This is a genomic window from Nitrospiraceae bacterium (genome assembly GCA_019637075.1).
In the GTDB taxonomy this organism is placed as follows: Bacteria; Nitrospirota; Nitrospiria; order Nitrospirales; family Nitrospiraceae; genus JAHBWI01.
Map to the genome: position 1 here is coordinate 158,348 of JAHBWI010000001.1, position 18,626 is coordinate 176,973.

General features: G+C 61.4%; 18 protein-coding genes. 8 read left to right on the forward strand and 10 right to left on the reverse strand.

Annotated elements, in window-relative coordinates; translation table 11 throughout:
* Positions 1-269: 269 nt before the first annotated feature.
* The 3 genes from KF814_00775 (at position 270) to KF814_00785 (ending at position 2,433) form a co-directional block, all read left to right on the forward strand.
* A complete protein-coding gene (locus tag KF814_00775) occupies positions 270-764 on the forward strand; it encodes a hypothetical protein (GenBank protein ID MBX3234657.1) in 495 nt (164 codons plus the stop codon).
* A gap of 402 nt (positions 765-1,166) precedes the next feature.
* Positions 1,167-1,514 (forward strand): YtxH domain-containing protein, encoded by a 348-nt coding sequence (locus KF814_00780; protein ID MBX3234658.1) that lies wholly within the window; start codon positions 1,167-1,169, stop codon positions 1,512-1,514.
* A 4-nt stretch (positions 1,515-1,518) separates the two neighbouring features.
* Positions 1,519-2,433, forward strand: coding sequence for a YihY/virulence factor BrkB family protein (locus KF814_00785; protein ID MBX3234659.1), 915 nt, complete (start codon positions 1,519-1,521; stop codon positions 2,431-2,433).
* A gap of 342 nt (positions 2,434-2,775) precedes the next feature.
* On the opposite strand, the gene KF814_00790 is transcribed toward KF814_00785, so the two are convergent.
* Entirely contained in the window at positions 2,776-3,048 is a 273-nt protein-coding gene (locus tag KF814_00790; GenBank protein MBX3234660.1) for a hypothetical protein, read from the reverse strand.
* 432 nt (positions 3,049-3,480) lie between these two features.
* On the opposite strand from KF814_00790, the gene KF814_00795 reads away from it, so the two are divergent.
* From KF814_00795 to KF814_00805, 3 genes are read left to right on the forward strand one after another with little or no spacing between them, the layout of a single operon-like run.
* The gene (locus tag KF814_00795) at positions 3,481-7,284 is read left to right on the forward strand and encodes a PAS domain S-box protein (GenBank protein MBX3234661.1); all 3,804 of its coding nucleotides are present in this window, start codon (positions 3,481-3,483) and stop codon (positions 7,282-7,284) included.
* Positions 7,259-7,717 carry a response regulator gene (locus KF814_00800; protein MBX3234662.1) on the forward strand — a complete coding sequence of 153 codons (459 nt, stop codon included), beginning with the start codon at positions 7,259-7,261 and terminating at the stop codon, positions 7,715-7,717. The genes KF814_00795 and KF814_00800 overlap by 26 nt, the downstream gene beginning before the upstream one ends.
* A gap of 58 nt (positions 7,718-7,775) precedes the next feature.
* Complete coding sequence (locus KF814_00805) at positions 7,776-9,524, forward strand: response regulator (protein MBX3234663.1); 1,749 nt, start codon at positions 7,776-7,778, stop codon at positions 9,522-9,524.
* A gap of 156 nt (positions 9,525-9,680) precedes the next feature.
* On the opposite strand, the gene KF814_00810 is transcribed toward KF814_00805, so the two are convergent.
* The 9 genes from KF814_00810 to glgX form a co-directional block, all read right to left on the reverse strand.
* Complete coding sequence (locus KF814_00810; protein MBX3234664.1) at positions 9,681-9,845, reverse strand: DUF1328 domain-containing protein; 165 nt, start codon at positions 9,843-9,845, stop codon at positions 9,681-9,683.
* Positions 9,846-10,006: 161 nt separating this feature from the next.
* Positions 10,007-10,603: a porin family protein gene (locus tag KF814_00815; protein MBX3234665.1), complete on the reverse strand. Its 597-nt coding sequence runs from the start codon at positions 10,601-10,603 to the stop codon at positions 10,007-10,009.
* A 97-nt stretch (positions 10,604-10,700) separates the two neighbouring features.
* Positions 10,701-10,916 carry a CsbD family protein gene (locus KF814_00820; GenBank protein MBX3234666.1) on the reverse strand — a complete coding sequence of 72 codons (216 nt, stop codon included), beginning with the start codon at positions 10,914-10,916 and terminating at the stop codon, positions 10,701-10,703.
* A 234-nt stretch (positions 10,917-11,150) separates the two neighbouring features.
* Positions 11,151-11,720, reverse strand: a complete 570-nt coding sequence (locus tag KF814_00825; GenBank protein ID MBX3234667.1) for a hypothetical protein — start codon at positions 11,718-11,720, stop codon at positions 11,151-11,153.
* 16 nt (positions 11,721-11,736) lie between these two features.
* Positions 11,737-11,982 (reverse strand): hypothetical protein, encoded by a 246-nt coding sequence (locus KF814_00830; protein MBX3234668.1) that lies wholly within the window; start codon positions 11,980-11,982, stop codon positions 11,737-11,739.
* 57 nt (positions 11,983-12,039) lie between these two features.
* A complete protein-coding gene (locus KF814_00835; GenBank protein ID MBX3234669.1) occupies positions 12,040-12,489 on the reverse strand; it encodes a CBS domain-containing protein in 450 nt (149 codons plus the stop codon).
* A gap of 255 nt (positions 12,490-12,744) precedes the next feature.
* Complete coding sequence (locus KF814_00840; protein MBX3234670.1) at positions 12,745-13,155, reverse strand: hypothetical protein; 411 nt, start codon at positions 13,153-13,155, stop codon at positions 12,745-12,747.
* Positions 13,156-13,208: 53 nt separating this feature from the next.
* Entirely contained in the window at positions 13,209-13,664 is a 456-nt protein-coding gene (locus KF814_00845; protein MBX3234671.1) for a hypothetical protein, read from the reverse strand.
* A gap of 235 nt (positions 13,665-13,899) precedes the next feature.
* Complete coding sequence (gene glgX / locus KF814_00850) at positions 13,900-16,044, reverse strand: glycogen debranching protein GlgX (protein MBX3234672.1); 2,145 nt, start codon at positions 16,042-16,044, stop codon at positions 13,900-13,902.
* A gap of 189 nt (positions 16,045-16,233) precedes the next feature.
* Between glgX and treZ the strand changes: the two genes are divergently transcribed.
* Positions 16,234-18,177 carry a malto-oligosyltrehalose trehalohydrolase gene (gene treZ, locus KF814_00855; GenBank protein ID MBX3234673.1) on the forward strand — a complete coding sequence of 648 codons (1,944 nt, stop codon included), beginning with the start codon at positions 16,234-16,236 and terminating at the stop codon, positions 18,175-18,177.
* A gap of 159 nt (positions 18,178-18,336) precedes the next feature.
* Positions 18,337-18,534, forward strand: a complete 198-nt coding sequence (locus KF814_00860; GenBank protein MBX3234674.1) for a hypothetical protein — start codon at positions 18,337-18,339, stop codon at positions 18,532-18,534.
* Positions 18,535-18,626: the final 92 nt, after the last annotated feature.

An 18,626-nucleotide genomic window follows, 5' to 3' on the forward strand; every position in this document is an offset into this window, starting at 1 on the left:
GACGAAGGAAAAAGAGGCGAGAATGGATCTTCCCGTCAACCCTAGACCCCGCGGCGCACGAATCGGTGCCCCTGATCATCGGCGCCTCGGCATCGGATTACGCAACCTGGCGGCGGCTCCAGGCGGAAAAGCTGGGCTCCCCACGGGAAGGACGGCCTTAACACAGGAACAAACGCATCTAGGGATGTTCCCAGATTGAAAAACCGCTTGGAAAGCCTATCATGGTGAAGCATTCAGCAACCCGTCGATTTCCTACCAGGAGGACGACCATGGCCAGTGCACATTATATTCCGATCTGCTGCGTCTGCAGTGCCGTGCGGGATGATGCGCGAAAAAGCGGGCCGACTGACCAATGGAGTACTCTCAATCAATACCTCGATGATCATGGGCTGAAATCCGGAGACTACCGGCTGACGCATACCTACTGTGATTTCTGTGCCGGATTGCTCAGGAACCTGCATGGGGAACGAAAGCAGGAACGGGAGGGATTCCTGCGGTCCACCAGCGCATCGAACCTCGGGGAGCCTGGAGGCACGACCATCACCGCACGCATCAACGACATGCTGGCCGGCAAAACCGGATGCGAACTCGACTCCTTGGTCCGGGCAATGCCGGATCTGACTTGGAATCAGGTCTTCTCTGAAGTGGATCGCCTGAGCCGGGCCGGCCGGGTCAGGATGACGTATCTTGGACGAGGCCGCTACGAAATTGAACTCGGCCGGGTTGGAGGGACCTCCGAGAGCCTCGGACCACATCCCAGCTAACGCCTCAAGAGCGGACTCACCGCGCCGACAAATGCGGGAGCGCTGCGCGGATTACCGCAGCGCCCCCCTTCTCCGTAGCACGACTCCTCCAATCAATACCCTCCGTTATCACCATTGCTTCTTCGAAATCTGTTCAAGATCATGCGAGGCAGCGACAACGAACGGCCGTTGGCGTTGCAACACTCCGTGTATCGACTGAGTCTTTGAGCTCGGGATCGCTCGACATCGGTTCACCCCCAAGGGTGGTCGCAGGGCAGAGCAGGGGTTATTGCTAGTCGGAACTGCAGCTGAATCCCACTACATTGACGTGGGCACGAGAGGCCGGCCGATGGAGGCAGCCACCGGCGCATCTTGCAAACCAAGACCTGCCGCCATCATCAACATTCCTATGGAGGTAACGCGATGAGAGACAGCGAATATCAGGATTCAGGCAACCTGTCGGCATTTCTAGCCGGCGCTTTGGTCGGCGCCGGAGTTGCACTGCTCTTTGCCCCCCAAACCGGCTCACGGATGCGGGGCATGCTGCGAGACTATGCGGCACGCGCGAAAGATGAACTGGACGGTGCGGTGGAGCAAGGTTCAGAGGCATGGGACCGTGCGGTGGAAGGCGGACAGAGGTTCGTGCAGAAGGGACAGGACACGGTGCGCCGCGCCGGGCGTCAAGCCAAAGACTTCGTGGAATCGGCACGAGAAGAAGTGGAGAAGGCTGTGGAGGGAGTCACGCAGGACACCAGCCGGCGGCAACGGTGACCGATTGTATTCGGCAGCGGGCAGATCGGAACGCAAAGCGGGGCGGCGGCGTCTGGGCGGGGCAGACTGGCTGGCCCTGGCCAAACGCGTCTGGTTTGAAATCGAGCAGGACGAAATGTTCGGACGCGCGGCCCAACTGGCCTACTACTTTCTCCTGGCCCTGTTTCCCGCTCTGTTGTTTCTCACGGCACTGGTCGGGCTCTTCCCTTTCAGCGCCTCGATCCCCGAGCTGATGCAGTATATGCAAACCGTGCTGCCGGCCGACGCCTTCAGCCTCATTCAAAAGTATATCGAAAGCGTGATGCAGGGAAGCGGGGTGGATCTGATATCCATGGGTGTTCTGGGTGCTCTGTGGGCCTCGTCGAGCGGCATCACCGCCATCATGGAAGCCTTGAACGTCGCCTACGGCACGGTCGAGACACGACCGTTTTGGAAGGTCCGATTGATCGGGATCCTCTTGACGTTGGTGCTCGCCCTGTTCGTGCTCCTGTCCACTGCGCTGAGCCTCTATGGAAGCAACCTCGCGCAATGGGGAGCGGAAGCTTTGGGCTTGGATTGGGCACTGGCCATGATATGGGACGTGGTCCAATGGCCTCTCATTGCGGCGCCCCTGCTGCTGGCCGTGTCGTTGATCTACCACGTCTGTCCCGACATCAAGCAACCGTGGCGATGGATCACGCCCGGTGCGATCTTCGCGGTCATCGCGTGGATCACGGTCTCATTCGGCTTCAAACTGTACGTCAACCATTTCGGCACCTACAACGTCGTCTACGGCTCCATCGGCGGAGTCATCGTCCTGCTGCTGTGGTTCTACTTCACCGGGTTGATGATTCTCATCGGCGGGGAGATCAATTCGGAAATTGAGGCGGCCTGCCGCCGGGATCTCACACACTCGCACAAAGTCACGATCGTTCGCTGATACAGCTAGGGCGGGGCCGCGACAGTGCCGGGGTACTGACTCATGCACCAGCGGACCTTCGAGCCTATAGCGCCCACCGTTTCCCGCTCAGCCGGAACGAGGCTTCTGCTGTTTCCCGAACCGGAGCGTCACGGGCGGACCCCATACGCTTACTTTCTATTTGCCACCGACTGAGCAGCGGCCGACCCGGTCGTCAACAACCCAACCAAGTCGGCCGCTCCTCCGAAGTCCCCCGGCGCTTCATGGCTGTAAACCGGCCGACCGCGTCGTCGGTGAAGGGGCAAGGGATTCCGGAGCTCGCTCCGCCATTGTTGGTGGATGCGATGGCTGCCCGGCTCGGTGCTACCCCTCCGCCCCAACCATCACGAGATCGGGAGCGGCATCTGCAGACTGAACGCGACACCGGTTGCGGAGGATGACGTCATCCACCACGTCGCCGCACTGCACACAGCGTCGCACCTCACAACGGCACGCGCCTCCGTCGTTATAGAAGTCAAGACAGGGCTCAGCCACCAAGAAGCCTCCGCAACGCCGGCAGTCGTCATGGTCGATCTGAGAATCAAAGGAAGGCGGCCGATCGAGAGATGTCGGATGGTCATGGAGTGGAGACATCATGGATACCTCCGTCGAATATTGTGCCGTGCTAGCTGAGTGACCTTGCTTCATCATGTGTCCACTGTACGCACACGGCTCCACACTCCCGACTGGAACGTACCCTAGTCGGCCACCCGAGCTACCCTGGTCAATCGGGACGCCGTCTGACCGGAATTCCCAATCCACTTCGTGAAGCGCCGCAGACTAGGGTCTCCCCTAGTCCTCCCGAAGTCACGGTCTCTTCATACTGTGGGGTGGTGTCCGCGGTCTCGACCGGGGACAGTATTCGGTTGGGAGCGGTCCCTGAAGATCCGAGACGGCAGAAAGCGGCGAGACCATGATGAATGCGGCGCATGACGCCTGGTACGCGAAATGGACGCATGATATTCTGGCTCACATCGCGGATCTATCCATCCCGCCCTCTGAGGGTCCATGTCAGTCCACTCGGACCACATGATGCAGTTTCGTAGGACCCTGAGCTTCCTCGGCCTCGCCGCAGGAATGATCGTGCTGGTGGGCCTCGTCTGGATTGCCTACGCAGGACTCCAGGAACAGGAACAGCAACGCGACGAAGCGCGAGACTTGCGAGAGGGGCTGCGCACTGTCCGCTCGTTCTTCTCCCATCTTCAGGACGCGGAAAACGGACAGCGCGGATACTTACTCACGTCGGACCCTTCTTACCTTGGCCCGTACCAAGCCGCATTGGCCTCGTTGCCCACGTCCTTGGCACAGCTCGATCGGCTGGCGCCAAGCCTGGCTCAGGAAACGGGAACGGTTCAGTCACTCATCCAACTGACGAACGACAAACTAACCGAGCTCAACGAATCCCTCGCGCTCGCCAAGCAGTCGCCCGCGAAGGCGCTGGAACTCATCAAGAACGGGCATGGGCAAACGGTCATGGATCGCATCCGGGGCGCCACCCTCGAGTTGGAGCAGCGCTGGTCACAGTCCCTTGCCGCCATTGAGGAGCACGAGCAACGTGTCCGCTATCGCACCGACACCAGCATGTTGGCGGGCGCCTCTTTGGCGCTGATCCTGCTCGGGGTGGGAGCGATGCTCCTGATCAGGGATCGGGCGGAGATGGAGCGAGTCGAGCAGTTGTATGCCCGCGCGCACGTCATGGAAGCCGTGCCGGTTCTCGTTCGCGATTGGCAGGGCAGGATCCGATTCTGGAGTGAGGGAATGGAGCGCGTGTTCGGGTGGTCCAAGGTCGAGGCCGTCGGGCAAGGCAGCACCGATCTCCTGCATGTGCAGAGCTCGACGGACGAACGGGAGATCCAAACCGCTCTCTGGAACCATGGCCGGTGGCAGGGTGAATTGCGCTGTCTTCGCCGGGACGGCACGGAACGGACCGTGGCGGTGCAACGGCTCTTCCGCCCAGGCGGCGAAGAACGCTCGGGGACGGTCGTCGAGGTCTTCACCGATGTCACGGACCTGCGGCACGCGCAAAACGATTTGCTGGCTGCGCAGGAGCGCTTTCGGGTGCTGGCCGACAACATGTCCCAGTTCGCTTGGATGGCCGACGAACGCGGATACATCTATTGGTACAACCGGCGCTGGTATGAGTATACGGGAACGACGCTGGAGGACATGCAGGGATGGGGCTGGCAAAAGGTTCATCATCCGGATCACGTGAACCGCGTCGTGGAAAAGATCCGCCGCTGTTTCGACACCGGAGAACCGTGGGAAGACACCTTTCCGCTGCGAGGAACGGACGGCACCTATCGCTGGTTTCTTTCGCGTGCCGTCCCGCTGCACGACGCGCAGGGGCGGATCACCCTCTGGCTCGGGACGAACACCGATATCAGCGAACGCATTCATGGGGAACAGGATCGGGCTCGACTGGCGGCGATCGTGACGGCCAGCGACGACGCGATCGTCGGGAAGGATTTAGAAGGAACCATCACGGCTTGGAACCCGGCCGCCGAACGGCTGTTCGGATATTCCGCCAAAGAAATCATCGGTCAGAAAATCACCCGCCTGATCCCGACGGAGCGGCTGGAGGAAGAATTCCGCATCATGCGGGAGATCCGAGCCGGCCGGAGGGTTCCGGCGTTCGAATCCCGGCGGAACCGAAAAGATGGGACGGAAGTGGATGTGTCCGTCAGTATCTCGCCGGTGTTCAACGAAGCCGGCATACCGGTGGGCGCCGCAAAGATCGCCCGAGACATCACCGAAGAGATCGGCTCGCGGTTGGCCCTGAAAGCCAGCCAGGCCGAGCTGGCGAGAGAGCTGGCCGCGACACAGGCCCTCTATGAAATGGGATTGCGCGTCTCCAAGGCCGAATCGCTCACGGATGCCTTGCAAATCGCCCTGGAGTCCTCGATGCAGTTGCTGGGGGCCGATTTTGGCAACATCCAACTCTGCGACGAGACGACAGGGTCGTTGCACATCGTCGCCCAACGAGGCTTCACGGATGAGTTTTGGGAGCGATTCGAACGCATTACGAGCGAAGATGACACGGCTTGCAGCCGCGCCTTGCGGCACAAAGCGCGAACGGTCATCAAGGATATCCTGGTGGATCCCGGATACGAGCCGCACAGAGCCGCGGCGGCGGCAGCCGGATTTCGGGCCGTCCAATCCACGCCGTTACTGGACTCGAGCGGAGCCCTCCTGGGGATCATCTCCACGCACTTCCGGCAGCCGCATGAACCAAGTTCGAACGAGTTGCGGCTCCTGGACCTGTATGTTCGTGAAGCCATCGATGCCATCGCCCGTACCCGTTCTGCCGAGGCCCTGCGCAACCGCGAGGAGTTCAACCGGCTGCTCTTCGACAGCAGTTCGGATTGTGTGAAGGTCCTGGACGCGGAGGGCCGCCTGTTGGCGATGAACAAACCCGGCCTCGAGACGATGGAAATCCAGGATTTTTCCTCCTTCTCGGGGCGGCTATGGTGGGAGCTCTGGCCGGACGACGGGCAGGCGATCGTCCGCCAATCGGTCGATCGCGCTCGCGCCGGGGAGAGTACGCGCTTTTCCGGTTATTGCGAGACCGCGAAAGGATCGGCCCGCTGGTGGGACGTGGCCGTTGCTCCGGTCCGCGACGCCGCAAACCGTGTTTCGCGCGTGCTTGCGATCTCCCGGGACGTCACCGATTCCCGCCGCAGCCAGGAAGCTATCCGTCTCAGCGAGATCCGCTTTAGGACTCTGACCGAACTGATCCCTCAACTCGTATGGACTTGCACCGCCGATGGGGCCTGCGACTATCTGAGCCAACAATGGTTCACGTATACGGGAACCACCCTGGAGGACAACATCGGCCATGGCTGGGTCCGATCCATCCACACCGAGGACCGGAACCAGACGATGGAGGCCTGGGAAAAAACAGTGGCATCGCAGGGAGAGATTCCTTTCAGCGTCGAATATCGCCTGCGGAGGCACGACGGCGCCTACCGCTGGCACCTGGCCCGGGCGCAGGCGCTGCATCCCCTGGGTCATGGGGCCGTTAAATGGTTTGGAACGACGACCGACATCGAGAGCCAAAAGCAGCACGAGGCCCTGTTGGCCTCCGTCAATCGCTCCCTCGAGGAGCGCAGCGAGGCCTTGGCGGCGGCGAACAAGGAGTTGGAGGCCTTCTCCTACAGCGTCTCGCACGACCTCCGGGCGCCGTTGCGCACGATGAGCGGGTTCGCCCAGGCGCTGCTCGAAGACTTCGGCCCGAGCCTGGAGGCGGAAGCCGTCCGCTACCTCACGATCATCGGCAAGGGCGCCCAGCAGATGGGCCAGCTGATCGACGACCTCTTGGCCTTCTCCCGGCTGTCCCGACAGGAAATGGAACGGAAACCCCTGTCGTTGTCGGAGCTCCTGGATGAAGTGCGGTTTGACCTCCGTACCGACCAGGAAGGCCGCAACATCGAGTGGCAGGTGATGCCCCTGCCGCATTGCCGCGGCGACCGCGCCACCATCAAGCTGGTGCTCGCGAACCTGATCGGCAATGCGCTCAAGTACACGCGTCCCAGACCGGTCGCACGGATCGAAATCGGATGGCGCCCGGATGAAGAGAATCCTCGGTTCTGCCTCGTCTTTATCAAGGACAACGGCGTCGGATTCGACATGCGGTATGCAGGCAAGTTGTTCGGAGTCTTCCAACGACTTCACCGCGCGGACGAGTTCGAAGGAACAGGCGTCGGACTGGCCAACGTCCAACGGATTATCCGCCGGCATGGAGGCCGGGTGGGGGCGGAAGGAATCGTGGACGGGGGAGCAACGTTATTTTTCACACTGGAGATGATGAATGGCACACACACTGACGCACGCTGATCAGGCCGATATCTTGCTGGTCGAGGACAACCCCGAGGACGTGGAACTGGCGGTTCGAGCGATCAGCAAGACCCATCTCACGAACAAAATCCACGTCGTCTCCGACGGAGCCGAAGCGTTGGAGTACCTGATGGCCGAAGGACGGTATGTGCATCGCAGGGACGCCGCGCTGCCGAAAGTCGTCTTCCTCGACTTGAAGCTGCCGCTGGTAAACGGCTTCGAGGTCCTCGAGCATTGCCGGTCACACGAACGCCTGCGGCGGCTCCCGATCGTGGTGCTCACGTCGTCCAGAGAGTCGCAGGATGTGCAACGAAGTTTCGGACTAGGCGCCAACAGCTACATCGTCAAGCCGGTCGACTATCAACAATTCACCAGCGTGGTGCGGGAGTCCGGCGTCTATTGGTTGATGATCAATCAATCGGCCACCGGGTAGTGCCCCGCTTCGCTCATCCCATCCTGGCCCCCATCGGCACACAAAGGAGCGCAGCGGCATGGCAGATCCACTTCACATCCTGATCATCGAGGATCAGGGCACGGACGTCGAGTTGGTGGTGCGGGAGCTACGGAAACAGGGATTTGCTCCGACCTGGAAACAGGTTGACCGCGAGTCAGAATTCCGGACCGCGCTCTTGGAGCGATTCGACATCATCCTCGCCGACGCCAACATGCCTCACTTCAGCGCGCGTCGGGCCCTCGAAATCTTGGCTGAAGCCCTCGATGCACCGCCTTGCATCATCGTCTCCGGGTCGATCGGCGAGGAAGAAGCGGTGGCGCTGGTTCGGGCCGGCGCGAGCGATTACATCCTGAAAGATCGGATGGCCCGGCTGGGCGATGCCGTGCGCGGCGTCCTGCACGAGCGAGGCCTTCGCACGGAGGTCCAGAAGGCGCACAAGGATCTCCACCGGCTCAACCAGGAATTGGAGCGCCGTATCGCCGAACGAACCCTCGAGTTGGAACGGGCCAATCAGGCGTTGGCTCGGGAACTCGAGGAACGTCGGTTGGTGGAGGATCGCCTGCGGCAGCTCGCCAGCACCCTGGAACAACGAGTGTCGGAACGGACGCAGGAGCTCGCCGGCTCCTATGAGCGCCTCCGCGCGTTGGCCTCCGACCTCACCCTCGCCGAGCAAACCGAGCGACGCCGGCTGGCCGCTGAACTCCATGACTACCTGGCACAACTGTTGGTCGTGGCCAGAATGAAACTGGCCCAGGTGGTGCCGGCGACCGCCGACCAAGGGCGACAGGCGCAGCTCAAGGACGTCGATCAACTACTGGTCCAATCGCTCGACTATACGCGTTCCCTCGTGTCGAAATTGACGCCGCAGGCCCTCTATGAGTTCGGCATCGGTGCCGCCATTCTTTGGCTCGCGGATCAGCTCCGCCGTCAGCAAGGCTTCGAGGTCGTGGTTTCAGGACACGATCTGGACATCCCGCTCCCGGAGCCGGATGCCGTCTTGCTGTTCCAATCGGTCAGAGAGTTGCTGTTCAACGTCATCAAACATGGGCAGACGGACCGTGCCTGGGTCGCTCTGATGCTCGAGGGCGGCATGTTGCACCTCACCGTCCGGGATGGAGGAGTCGGATTCGATCTCCAGGCCTTCTCGCACAACACACCGGAGAAGTTCGGATTGTTCAGCATCCGTGAACGAATGATCGCCATGGGCGGAGTGATGGATCTCGAGTCACAACCGGGCCGGGGCACCACCGTAGCGCTGCGGCTGCCGCTCTCAAGCAACCAACCGAACACAACCGCGGAGGCCGACGTCGAGGAACGCGCGCAGGGATCTTCTTCCCATGATCATCATCAACGAGAGGACGGTGCGGAAGGCTCGCCCTGTGAGGAATCGCCTCCGCTACGCGTCCTTGTGGTGGACGACAGCGAGATCGTGCGTGAGGGGTTATGTCGAGTGCTGGATCGGTATACTGATTTGGCCGTCGTCGGCCGTGCAAAGTCCGGGGAAGAAGCATTATCCCACATGACCTTGCTGGAGCCCGATGTCGTACTGATGGACATGCGCATGCCCGGATTGACCGGTGCCGAAGCGACCCGACGACTCTTGCGCGACCGACCGAGAACGGTGGTGATCGGCCTGTCGGTCGAGACCACGTCCGATGTCGCACAAGCCATGCTGGATGCGGGGGCCGTGGCGTTCCTGCCCAAGGACAGCATTGCCGGAAATCTCTATGCCGCCATTCGTCAGGCGGTCGGACCTCGTCGGCTGCACTCCTCCGCCGCTGAATGAGCGCGGCGAGGAGGCGGGGCGGTTGCGGACGACTGGCGCAGGTCACGGATGTCGACAGCCCGATAACTGGCTGAAGAAACGGGATTCGCCTCGGCCCCGGCATCTCGTCGCGTATGAATCCCTGGCCGTTCTCCCGCGTCATACCTCAAGAGACATTCACGCCGGAGGCCGCTTTCCGACGGCCCAGCCCACAACCGCCATGATGATGAATAGCAGGAACAGGACATACGCAATATTGGTTGCAGTTCCCGCGACGCCCGACAGCCCCAACACGCCCGCAACAATCGCCACAACCAAAAAGGTAATCGACCAGCTCAGCATAGCTCCCTCCTTATGCGGTCGACACTTCCTCCAGTCGCTCGTATCCTCCGCCCGAGCCGGGCGGGACGCCGCCACCAGCAGGCACCAATCCTCCTAACACCCAGACGAACCGGCGACACACAGACCGGACTCGCGCGTCACGTGGCATCTGGTCGTCCGGATCAGAAGTGGAAGTTCACTCCGACGGTGATCATGTGGCCGTTGTCATTGAACTTCTTGTCCTTGATGTTTTGATCCTTGGAAGAAATATCTTCCAACCACAGGTATCGATATGTGCTGTCGATGGAGACATGGTTGTTGAAAAAGAACTGCAGGCCGCCGCCCGCATGGGCGCCGAAACGGTTCTGTGTATTCTCGTAGCTGCCGGGCCCCTTGACCGTGGTGTAGTACCAACCGCCGCCCCCGATGAGGAACGGAGCCAGCCTGGTTTGACCAAGCGGGTAGATCAAGGCCGACACCTGCACGGGATAGGTGTGCACCCGCGACCCGCCCTGGTCCTGCCGTCGGTAGTCCACCGATCCTTCGAAGGCGAGGTACTTGAACGGATAGAGCCGGACCTGCGCGCCTCCGAACCAGCGGGACTCTCCTTCCTTGGGGTCAAAATACGTTGCACGGCCGCCGATGGAGATCGGCCCGATCTCCATTTGCTGAAACAGATTGCCGTCGGTCGCCGAGACCGGCGGGGCAAACTCGGTCAGCCCCATCAGCACACTCGCCGCCGCTCCGACCATCCACGCAGATACGGACTTTGTCATCATTGCAAGGGCTCCTCCTGTTTCGTGATCCGCTTCCTGCTCGAATCGCCCGCCGTCTGTCAACGGAGGGGCGATCCACATGTCATGCAGCGCGGGCGCGTCACTCGGTTTTCTCTGACTTCCGTTGTTCGAACCATTCATCGACCCATTGCTTCACCTCCTCTTTGCGATCGCCATAACGCTCTTGGATTTTGCCGTCGAGCTTATCGAGGCTCCCCTCGATGTACAGAAGATCGTCATCGGTAAACTTAGCCCATCTGCGTTTGAGTTCGCCTTTGAACTGCTTCCATTTGCCCTGGAATTGATCTTCGTTCATGGCCACCACCGGCAACGGCTCGTACGCCTGAAGCACGACCGGAGACTCCACCGCAGAGACCGTAACAGCTGGGCCCGCAACCGCCGCGCAGGAAAGAATCCACGCGGCTCCGGCCAGATTCATACGCATGCTCGTCGTTCCTGTCCTCATTCGCACCATGATGTCCTCCTCTGTCCTTGAGCCCGGTCGGCCGGCCCCGCTGTGCCCCTCAAGCCATGGACCTGAAACTGTCGCTCACTGATCGCGCAGAAGACTCACCAGGTCCTCCGCATGCTCTTCTTCCTTGGCCTGAATATCCTCCAGCAGTCGGCGTGTCGTGGGGTCATCGGTCCCGACGAACAGAATCATTTCGCGATAGCTATCGATGGCAATACGTTCAGCGACGAGGTCCTCTTTGATCATGTCTTTGAGCGAGGTGCCTTCGATGTATTCGGAATGGCTGCGACCGGAGAGACCGTCAGGGGACAAGTTGGGCTCGCCTCCCAGCTGCACGATCCGTTCAGCCAGTTGGTCGGCATGCGCCTGTTCTTCCTGGGCATGTTGCATAAATTCCGCCTTGACGCTGTCCGAGGCGATGCCCTGAGCCATGAAATAATGCCGCTTGTACCGCAGGACACAGACCAATTCCGTCGCCAGGGCCTCGTTCAGCAATTTGAGGACGGTGTCGACACGAGCGCCGTAGCCGGGGGTCACGGCACCTTGCTCAATGTGCCGGCGAGCCCGTTCCCGCAGCGTCTTCACATCCGTCAGGAAACCGCTGGCCTGTTCAGTATCCCGTTCCTTTTCTTTTCGATCGGTCGTCATGCTGATTCCTCCTTGGTCATCGTCGACGCTGGTGACGGCGTCCCGACTTACTGCGGCTTTGCCCTTCGCGTTGACGACTCGACACCCAATCTCCGGCCAGGTAGGGGTGGGCGGACTCGATGCCGAGCAGCCCAGTCTTCTCGCTCTGCCGTTTTTCCCAGACCCGCCCGACCAGCGCCGCAGTCGTGGCAGCGGCGGTGACGCCCACGATGATTCCCGCCACGAGACAGGTCCGTTGAAATCCCATACGTGTGATCGACATGCTGTGATGATACCGAGCAGGCAGGTTTGCGCGGACTGGGCTGAACCCGAGTAGGAGCTAATCCGTACCCTGGCGGAGTTGTTGCACCGCCAGGGCGGCGGCTCGTGACAGTGCGCCGGAAATACGGCCGTCGGATGTGAGAACCGCCAAGCTCGTCTGCCCGGAACGCCGCATCGCGGCATAGGCTTCCGCCACAACGTCGTCCTCACGGCAGACGCGTGCCGAAGGAGGAAGCAGCGCCGCAATGGGCGTGTCCGCTTGAGGACAGGCCAAAGCAAGGTCCCGCTCGGAAATGGTACCGAGTAAGAGGGGCCCCTCCAACACAACGACAAGAGACGTGTCCAATGATTCCATGAGCTGGATGACCTCGTGCACCTGAGCGGCCGGAGTCGCAATGGCCAGCGCGCCGGTCATCACCTCCTTGACGCGAACGCATTCGTGCGAAAGGAGGCCCAACCGTTCCGATCGGGTGGATTCAAGGTGGATGTTGCTCACACGTGGAGGCATGATCGATCTCCGCTCCACAGCGCGCCCTTACGAGCGATGCGTGTTACCGCGGACGGCGGCACCCTGCATGGCCGCAGGGGCAGGGTCGGCCACCCCGAGCGGCGTTGCGGCAAACATCGGAACAGAATTCCTTGCCGGGTTCGGCCTGACACCGGCAGGCCGGATGTGCACAGGGTTTCAGAGTCATGACAACCTCCGAAGGCTTGGGGATGACCGGACAGAACGGGACGAGTCACGCGCGTGGGACGGTTGTGCTCACGGATTGTCCGCCATCAGCTTCTCGCGGGGCTGACGAATCCCCAGCCACAACACGCCGTAACGCAGGGGCTTGTCCGGATTGCGCGTATAGCGGCTGCGATCCTCACCCACATCGACGAGCCGCAAGGGCACCGTGCCTCGTTGGCGATGGTGCGGAAATGATGTCTCGAGTTCCAATTCCACCGTCTCGTCCGTGCAGGCCAGCACGACGGCGTTGACGTTGACGGCGTCCTCGAAATCCACCCTGATCCGCTCGTCCGGATCGATCCACGGGCGGATCGCTTGAGCCTTCTCCCTCGATGACATGACAGTCGACACGGTTTCGCCCGGAGGATCGTTCACTCCAAGCCCATGCTCGTTGTGTTTTGTCTCCGGATCTGCGTGGTCGCCGCTTCCTCTAATCATCATATTGGTAGACCTCACGTCCAAAGTGTTTGACGCGACGGGGAGGCCGCGGCAGGCTACTCCACCGTGACGGACCCGCTGGCAGCCGGCATTCGGTCGTGATCGTCCGACGGTTCTGTGGCCACGATGTAGCGCTTCGTACCCAGGCGGGTAAAGCACAGCCCCGCGCTTTCGTTCGGCGCAATCACGGCACTGTTGTCGATACCCATGCCCATCGTCTTCCCGAATCCGCGCTGGCAGGAAACCGCATGGTCCAGCGGCTCTTGAAACGACACTCGCACAGGCGTGCGGCGTTGATTGATCCAGCGCACTTCGTCGCCCGCGTGGATTGCGAGGTTGTTCGGGGTCACGCCGTCGGTGATCGCAATATTTCGCACCGCGCCGGTCCGCACCCCGACTTCCCGCTCCGGCTTGACGCTGGAGGCCGTGGGAGAGCTCGAACAACCGGCGAGGGTGAGCGCGGCAAACCCGGTCAGCATCAGGGACGCGAGGGTGGGGGATAGACATCGCATGGTCTGCACTCCTGGTTGAAGGGTGGAACGGACAGCGCCCTTCGAAAAAGGGAATCGCCCTACCGCTGCACGATACCAGGAGGGCCCATAAGCGATACTGGCGGTCTCCCTAGTCACAGAACAGGAGACCCGAGTGATCGAGAACATCGCGGAGTCAGGCGGTGGCGAGGAGGGGAGAACCGGCACGGACAACAAGGCTCTGCGGCCTGAACCAGCTACTCGGCACGGTGACTGATCAACCTCGTCGGGAACTTTCCCCGAGTCGCAGCAACACGACCGTGCGGGCCGGGACTTCGTAGGAATCCCCGCCTTTCAGCATGGTGACCGGGTGCGCCGTATCCTGGTCGAAGGAGGTGTCGAGCAACGGCTGCCATCTGACCCCGCGCTTGTGCGCGGGCAGGGTGAATGAAAGGGCCTCGTGGTGCGCGTTGAGAAGAAGCAGCAGCGTGTCATCGGTAATCGCACGCCCTTGCTGGTCGGTTTCTTCTATCGCGTCTCCGGCCAGGCGAACGCCGAGGGAGCGCACATAACCGGCGTTCCAATCCTCATCCGTCATTTCCTTTCCATCCGGTCTGAACCACGATAGGTCCTTCACTTCCGATCCGCGAAGATGGCGGCCTTGGAAAAATCGGCGACGCCTGAGCACCGGATGTTTCTTGCGGAATGCAATGAGGCGTTTGACGAATTCGAGGAAGTGCCGCTGGGCGCGATCCAGTTTCCAGTCGTGCCAGGCCAATTCGTCGTCGTGACAATACGCGTTGTTATTGCCGAGCTGGGTACGACCGAGCTCATCGCCGCCGCAGAGCATCGGCACCCCCTGGGAAAAGAACAGCAACGTGAGGAAATTGCGTTTCTGGCGTTCCCGCAAGGCTAAGACGTCAGGATCAGCGGTCTTCCCCTCGACGCCGCAATTCCAGCTCGCATTGTCGTCCGTTCCGTCTCGGTTCTCTTCTCCGTTGGCCTCGTTGTGCTTGTTGTTGTAGGACACCAAATCCTGCAGCGTGAATCCATCGTGCGCCGTGATGAAATTGATGCTGGCATAGGGTCGACGGCCGCTGACTCCGTACAGATCACTGCTGCCGGTCAACCGATAGGCCAATTCCGCTACCTGTCCGCCGTCGCCCTTCACATACCGCCTGATCGTGTCGCGGTACTTGCCGTTCCACTCGGCCCACCCTACGGGGAAGTTGCCGACCTGGTAGCCTCCTTCCCCGACATCCCACGGCTCCGCAATGAGTTTGACCTGCGACAGGATGGGATCCTGGTGAAGAATATCGAAAAACGCGCTGAGTCGATCCACGGCATGGAGTTCGCGCGCCAGCGCGGCGGCCAGGTCGAAGCGGAACCCGTCCACATGCATCTCGGTCACCCAATATCGCAAGCTATCCATGATGAGCTGCAACGCCCGCGGATGCGTCACGTTGAGGGTATTGCCGCAGCCCGTATAGTCCATGTAATAGCGCTTGTCGTCCTCCATCAGCCGGTAGTAGGCCGCGTTGTCGATGCCGCGGAAGGAGAGGGTGGGACCGAGATGGTTCCCTTCGGCGGTGTGGTTGTACACGACGTCGAGAATCACCTCGATGCCCGCGCTGTGCAGCGTCTTCACCATGGTCTTGAATTCGCGGACGTGGCGGCCCCGCACCGGGGAAACGGCATAGCGAATGTCCGGGGCAAAAAATCCGATGGTATTGTAGCCCCAGTAGTTGGTGAGCCCACGCTCGGCCAGATGCTTGTCCCGCACGAATTGGTGGATCGGCATCAGTTCGAGGGCGGTCACACCAAGATCCAGGAGATGATCGATCACGGCTGGAGTCGTGAGCGCGGCATACGTGCCCCGCATATGATCCGGCACATCGGGATGACGCGCGGTGAAGCCCTTCACATGCGCTTCATAGATGACCGTGCGGCTCCACGGAGTCTTCAACGGCCGATCGCCGCCCCAGGTAAAGGCTTGATCGATGACGACGCTCTTCGGGATGTTGCCCGCGTTATTCCGCTCGTCGAAGGACAGATCCAATTCGGCATCGCCGATGCGATAGCCGAACATGGCGTCGGCCCATTCGATGGTGCCGGCGATGGATTTGGCGTAGGGATCGATCAGGAGCTTGTGGGGGTTGAACCGATGACCCTCTTCCGGAGCGTAGGGGCCGTGAACGCGGTAGCCGTAATGTTGACCCGGCCAAAGCCCCGGAATATAGACGTGCCAGACTTGATCGGTCCGTTCTTCCAAACGGATGCGATGGGTCTCCTGCTCCGCGTCTGGTCCGTCGAAGAGGCAAAGCTCGACGGCGGTAGCGTTTTCGGAAAAGAGGGAAAAGTTGACGCCCTCGCCATCCCATGTCGCGCCCAGAGGATACGGACGTCCCGGCCAGGTGCGCATCGCGGACCGTTCCTTTCCCGGAGCACTCGACGAATCAATCCGCCTCGCTCCGCTTTCGTCACGACCCACTCTCGACGTCTGCCGCTGCGTTGCCTTCTCTCCCTATACTGAGTTCCGGCGACCAGAATCAAGTAGCCCTCGTGAGAACCAGACTTGAGTCACAGCGCCGGCGCCGGTAGAGTACGAAGGATGTTGCATGCCACACCGCATGACGAACGCTGGACCCTCGACCTCGGGGCTTGCATCCAGCAAGACGGGGAAGTGGTGTTTCGAGTGTGGGCTCCGTTCGTAGAGAAGGTCGCCGTTCGCCTGCTCGGCGATGCGGAGGCCACTATTCCGATGACGCGGGACGAGCGCGGCTACCATACGACGGCCCCCCTGTTGGTCCGGCCCGGGACGGAATATCTGTATCGCCTGGACGATCGCGTCGAACGGCCTGACCCTGCGTCCCGTTTCCAGCCCCATGGGGTCCATGGGGCCTCGGTCGTCGTGGCCCCGGCCGATTTTTCCTGGTCGGATCAGCAGTGGCGGGGGCTGCAGGCCAATACGTTAGTGCTGTACGAACTCCACACCGGCACGTTCACGGAAGCCGGCACCTTCGACGGCATCAGAGACCGGCTGGCCTATCTGAAGCATGAGGTCGGCATCACCGCGATCGAGCTGATGCCGGTCGCGCAGTGCCCGGGCCGGAGAAACTGGGGCTACGACGGCGCCTATCCCTTCGCGCCCCAGGCCAACTATGGAGGCCCGGAAGGGCTGAAGCGATTGGTGAATGCCTGTCACGAGGCCGGGCTCGCCGTCATCCTCGATGTGGTGTACAACCATTTCGGCCCCGAGGGCACCTACGTGCACGAGTTCGGTCCCTACTTCACGGATCGGTACCGCACGCCTTGGGGCGCGGCGCTGAACTATGATGGACCGGACAGCGACGAGGTCCGCCACTTCATCATCAGCAATGCCCTGTACTGGGTCACCGAGTACCACATCGACGGACTGCGCCTGGATGCCGTACACGGCATCTACGATTTCAGCGCGCGCCATATCCTCGATGAGATCCGATCGGCGGTGCATCGTCAGGCTGAGCGCCTCCGACGACAAATCCTCGTCATCGCCGAAAGCGACTTGAACGATGCACGGCTACTTGCCCCGCCGGAATCGGGAGGCTATGGCCTCGACGCCCAATGGAATGATGATTTTCACCACGGCTTGCACGTGGCGCTGACGGGGGAACGCAACGGGTATTACCAGGATTTTGAGGGGCTCCCGGATATGGCTTCGGCCTACCGCCATGGATTCGTCTACCGGGGCCAACGTTCGCCTCTCCGTCGCCGACGGCATGGCAATGATCCTGGACAGCTCCCGCCATCAAAATTCGTGCTGTTCGCGCAAAACCATGACCAAATTGGAAACCGGGCGGTCGGAGACCGATTGAGCACATTGGTATGCCGCGAAGCCTTGGATGTCGCGGCGGCGGCGGTCCTGCTGTCGCCCCAGATTCCGCTGTTGTTCATGGGGGAGGAGTATGGCGAGCGGGCGCCATTTCTCTATTTCGTCGATCACGGAGACCCCGGACTGCGGGAAGCGGTCCGGATCGGCCGGCGCCGGGAGTTCGCCCCCCTCGGTTGGCCCCCCGATCACATTCCCGACCCGTCGGACCCCACTGTGTTCACGCGAAGCCGGCTGGATTGGAGCAGGGAACGCACGGCCGAGGAACGCAGTCGACTGGAGTGGACGAGGCGCCTGATCCGGCTGCGGACACAACTGTGCCTGGCCATGACCAGCGGCCCGGTGCACTGCCGGCCATCTGGGCACCCGGACGTGCTTCTGCTGGAATGGACGACCGATCTGGTCGAACCCTGCACATCGCTGCTGCTGATCCTCGGCCTGAACGCGGCACCAGCCTCGATCGATCCCACAGGGCCGATCGGCGGGTGGACGTTGGAAACTGACTCGATTCCGACTCATTCGGGTCCGCATGGCCATGAGCCCATGCTTCCGCAACGACTGGTAATGTCCGCTCCCCATACGACGCTTCACCTTCCAGCATTCGTGGTCGGTCTGTACCAGAACCAGTCGCCCATCACTACCTCGCACACGGCGCCTCAGAGGCCAAATCCCTCGCCGCACGTCTAACACAGGATCTCGCCGGGACACCGGCACCGTTGTCGCAGAGTGGGATACAGTCCCATTGGAACTAGGGTTCTTCCGAGCAACCTCGAGTCAGCCGGTCGCTACAATAAGCCCTTAACATCGTGGACGGGCGGGGAGCCGACGACGAAAGGAGTTCCGCCGATGGGAACGCGAAACGGTTTGTCTCGACCTCAGGCCGGCACGCATCGCATGTGGCCGATCAACTCCACACGCTGGGGGTTTCGGATGCAATCGGCCCCTCAGATGGACGAAGACCAGCCCCCGCCGCAGGTCCGTAAGGTCGACAACGCGAAGGCCGATGCCTCACGCCTGAACGCGCGACGGCCACAGCAGGAATAGGGCGCCAATCGTGAACGTTGTGGGTGCCAGCGGCAGGAGATGTATCGATCGGGCAGGGCCGTCTGTTTAGAATTCCCCGCGAACGACCGCGC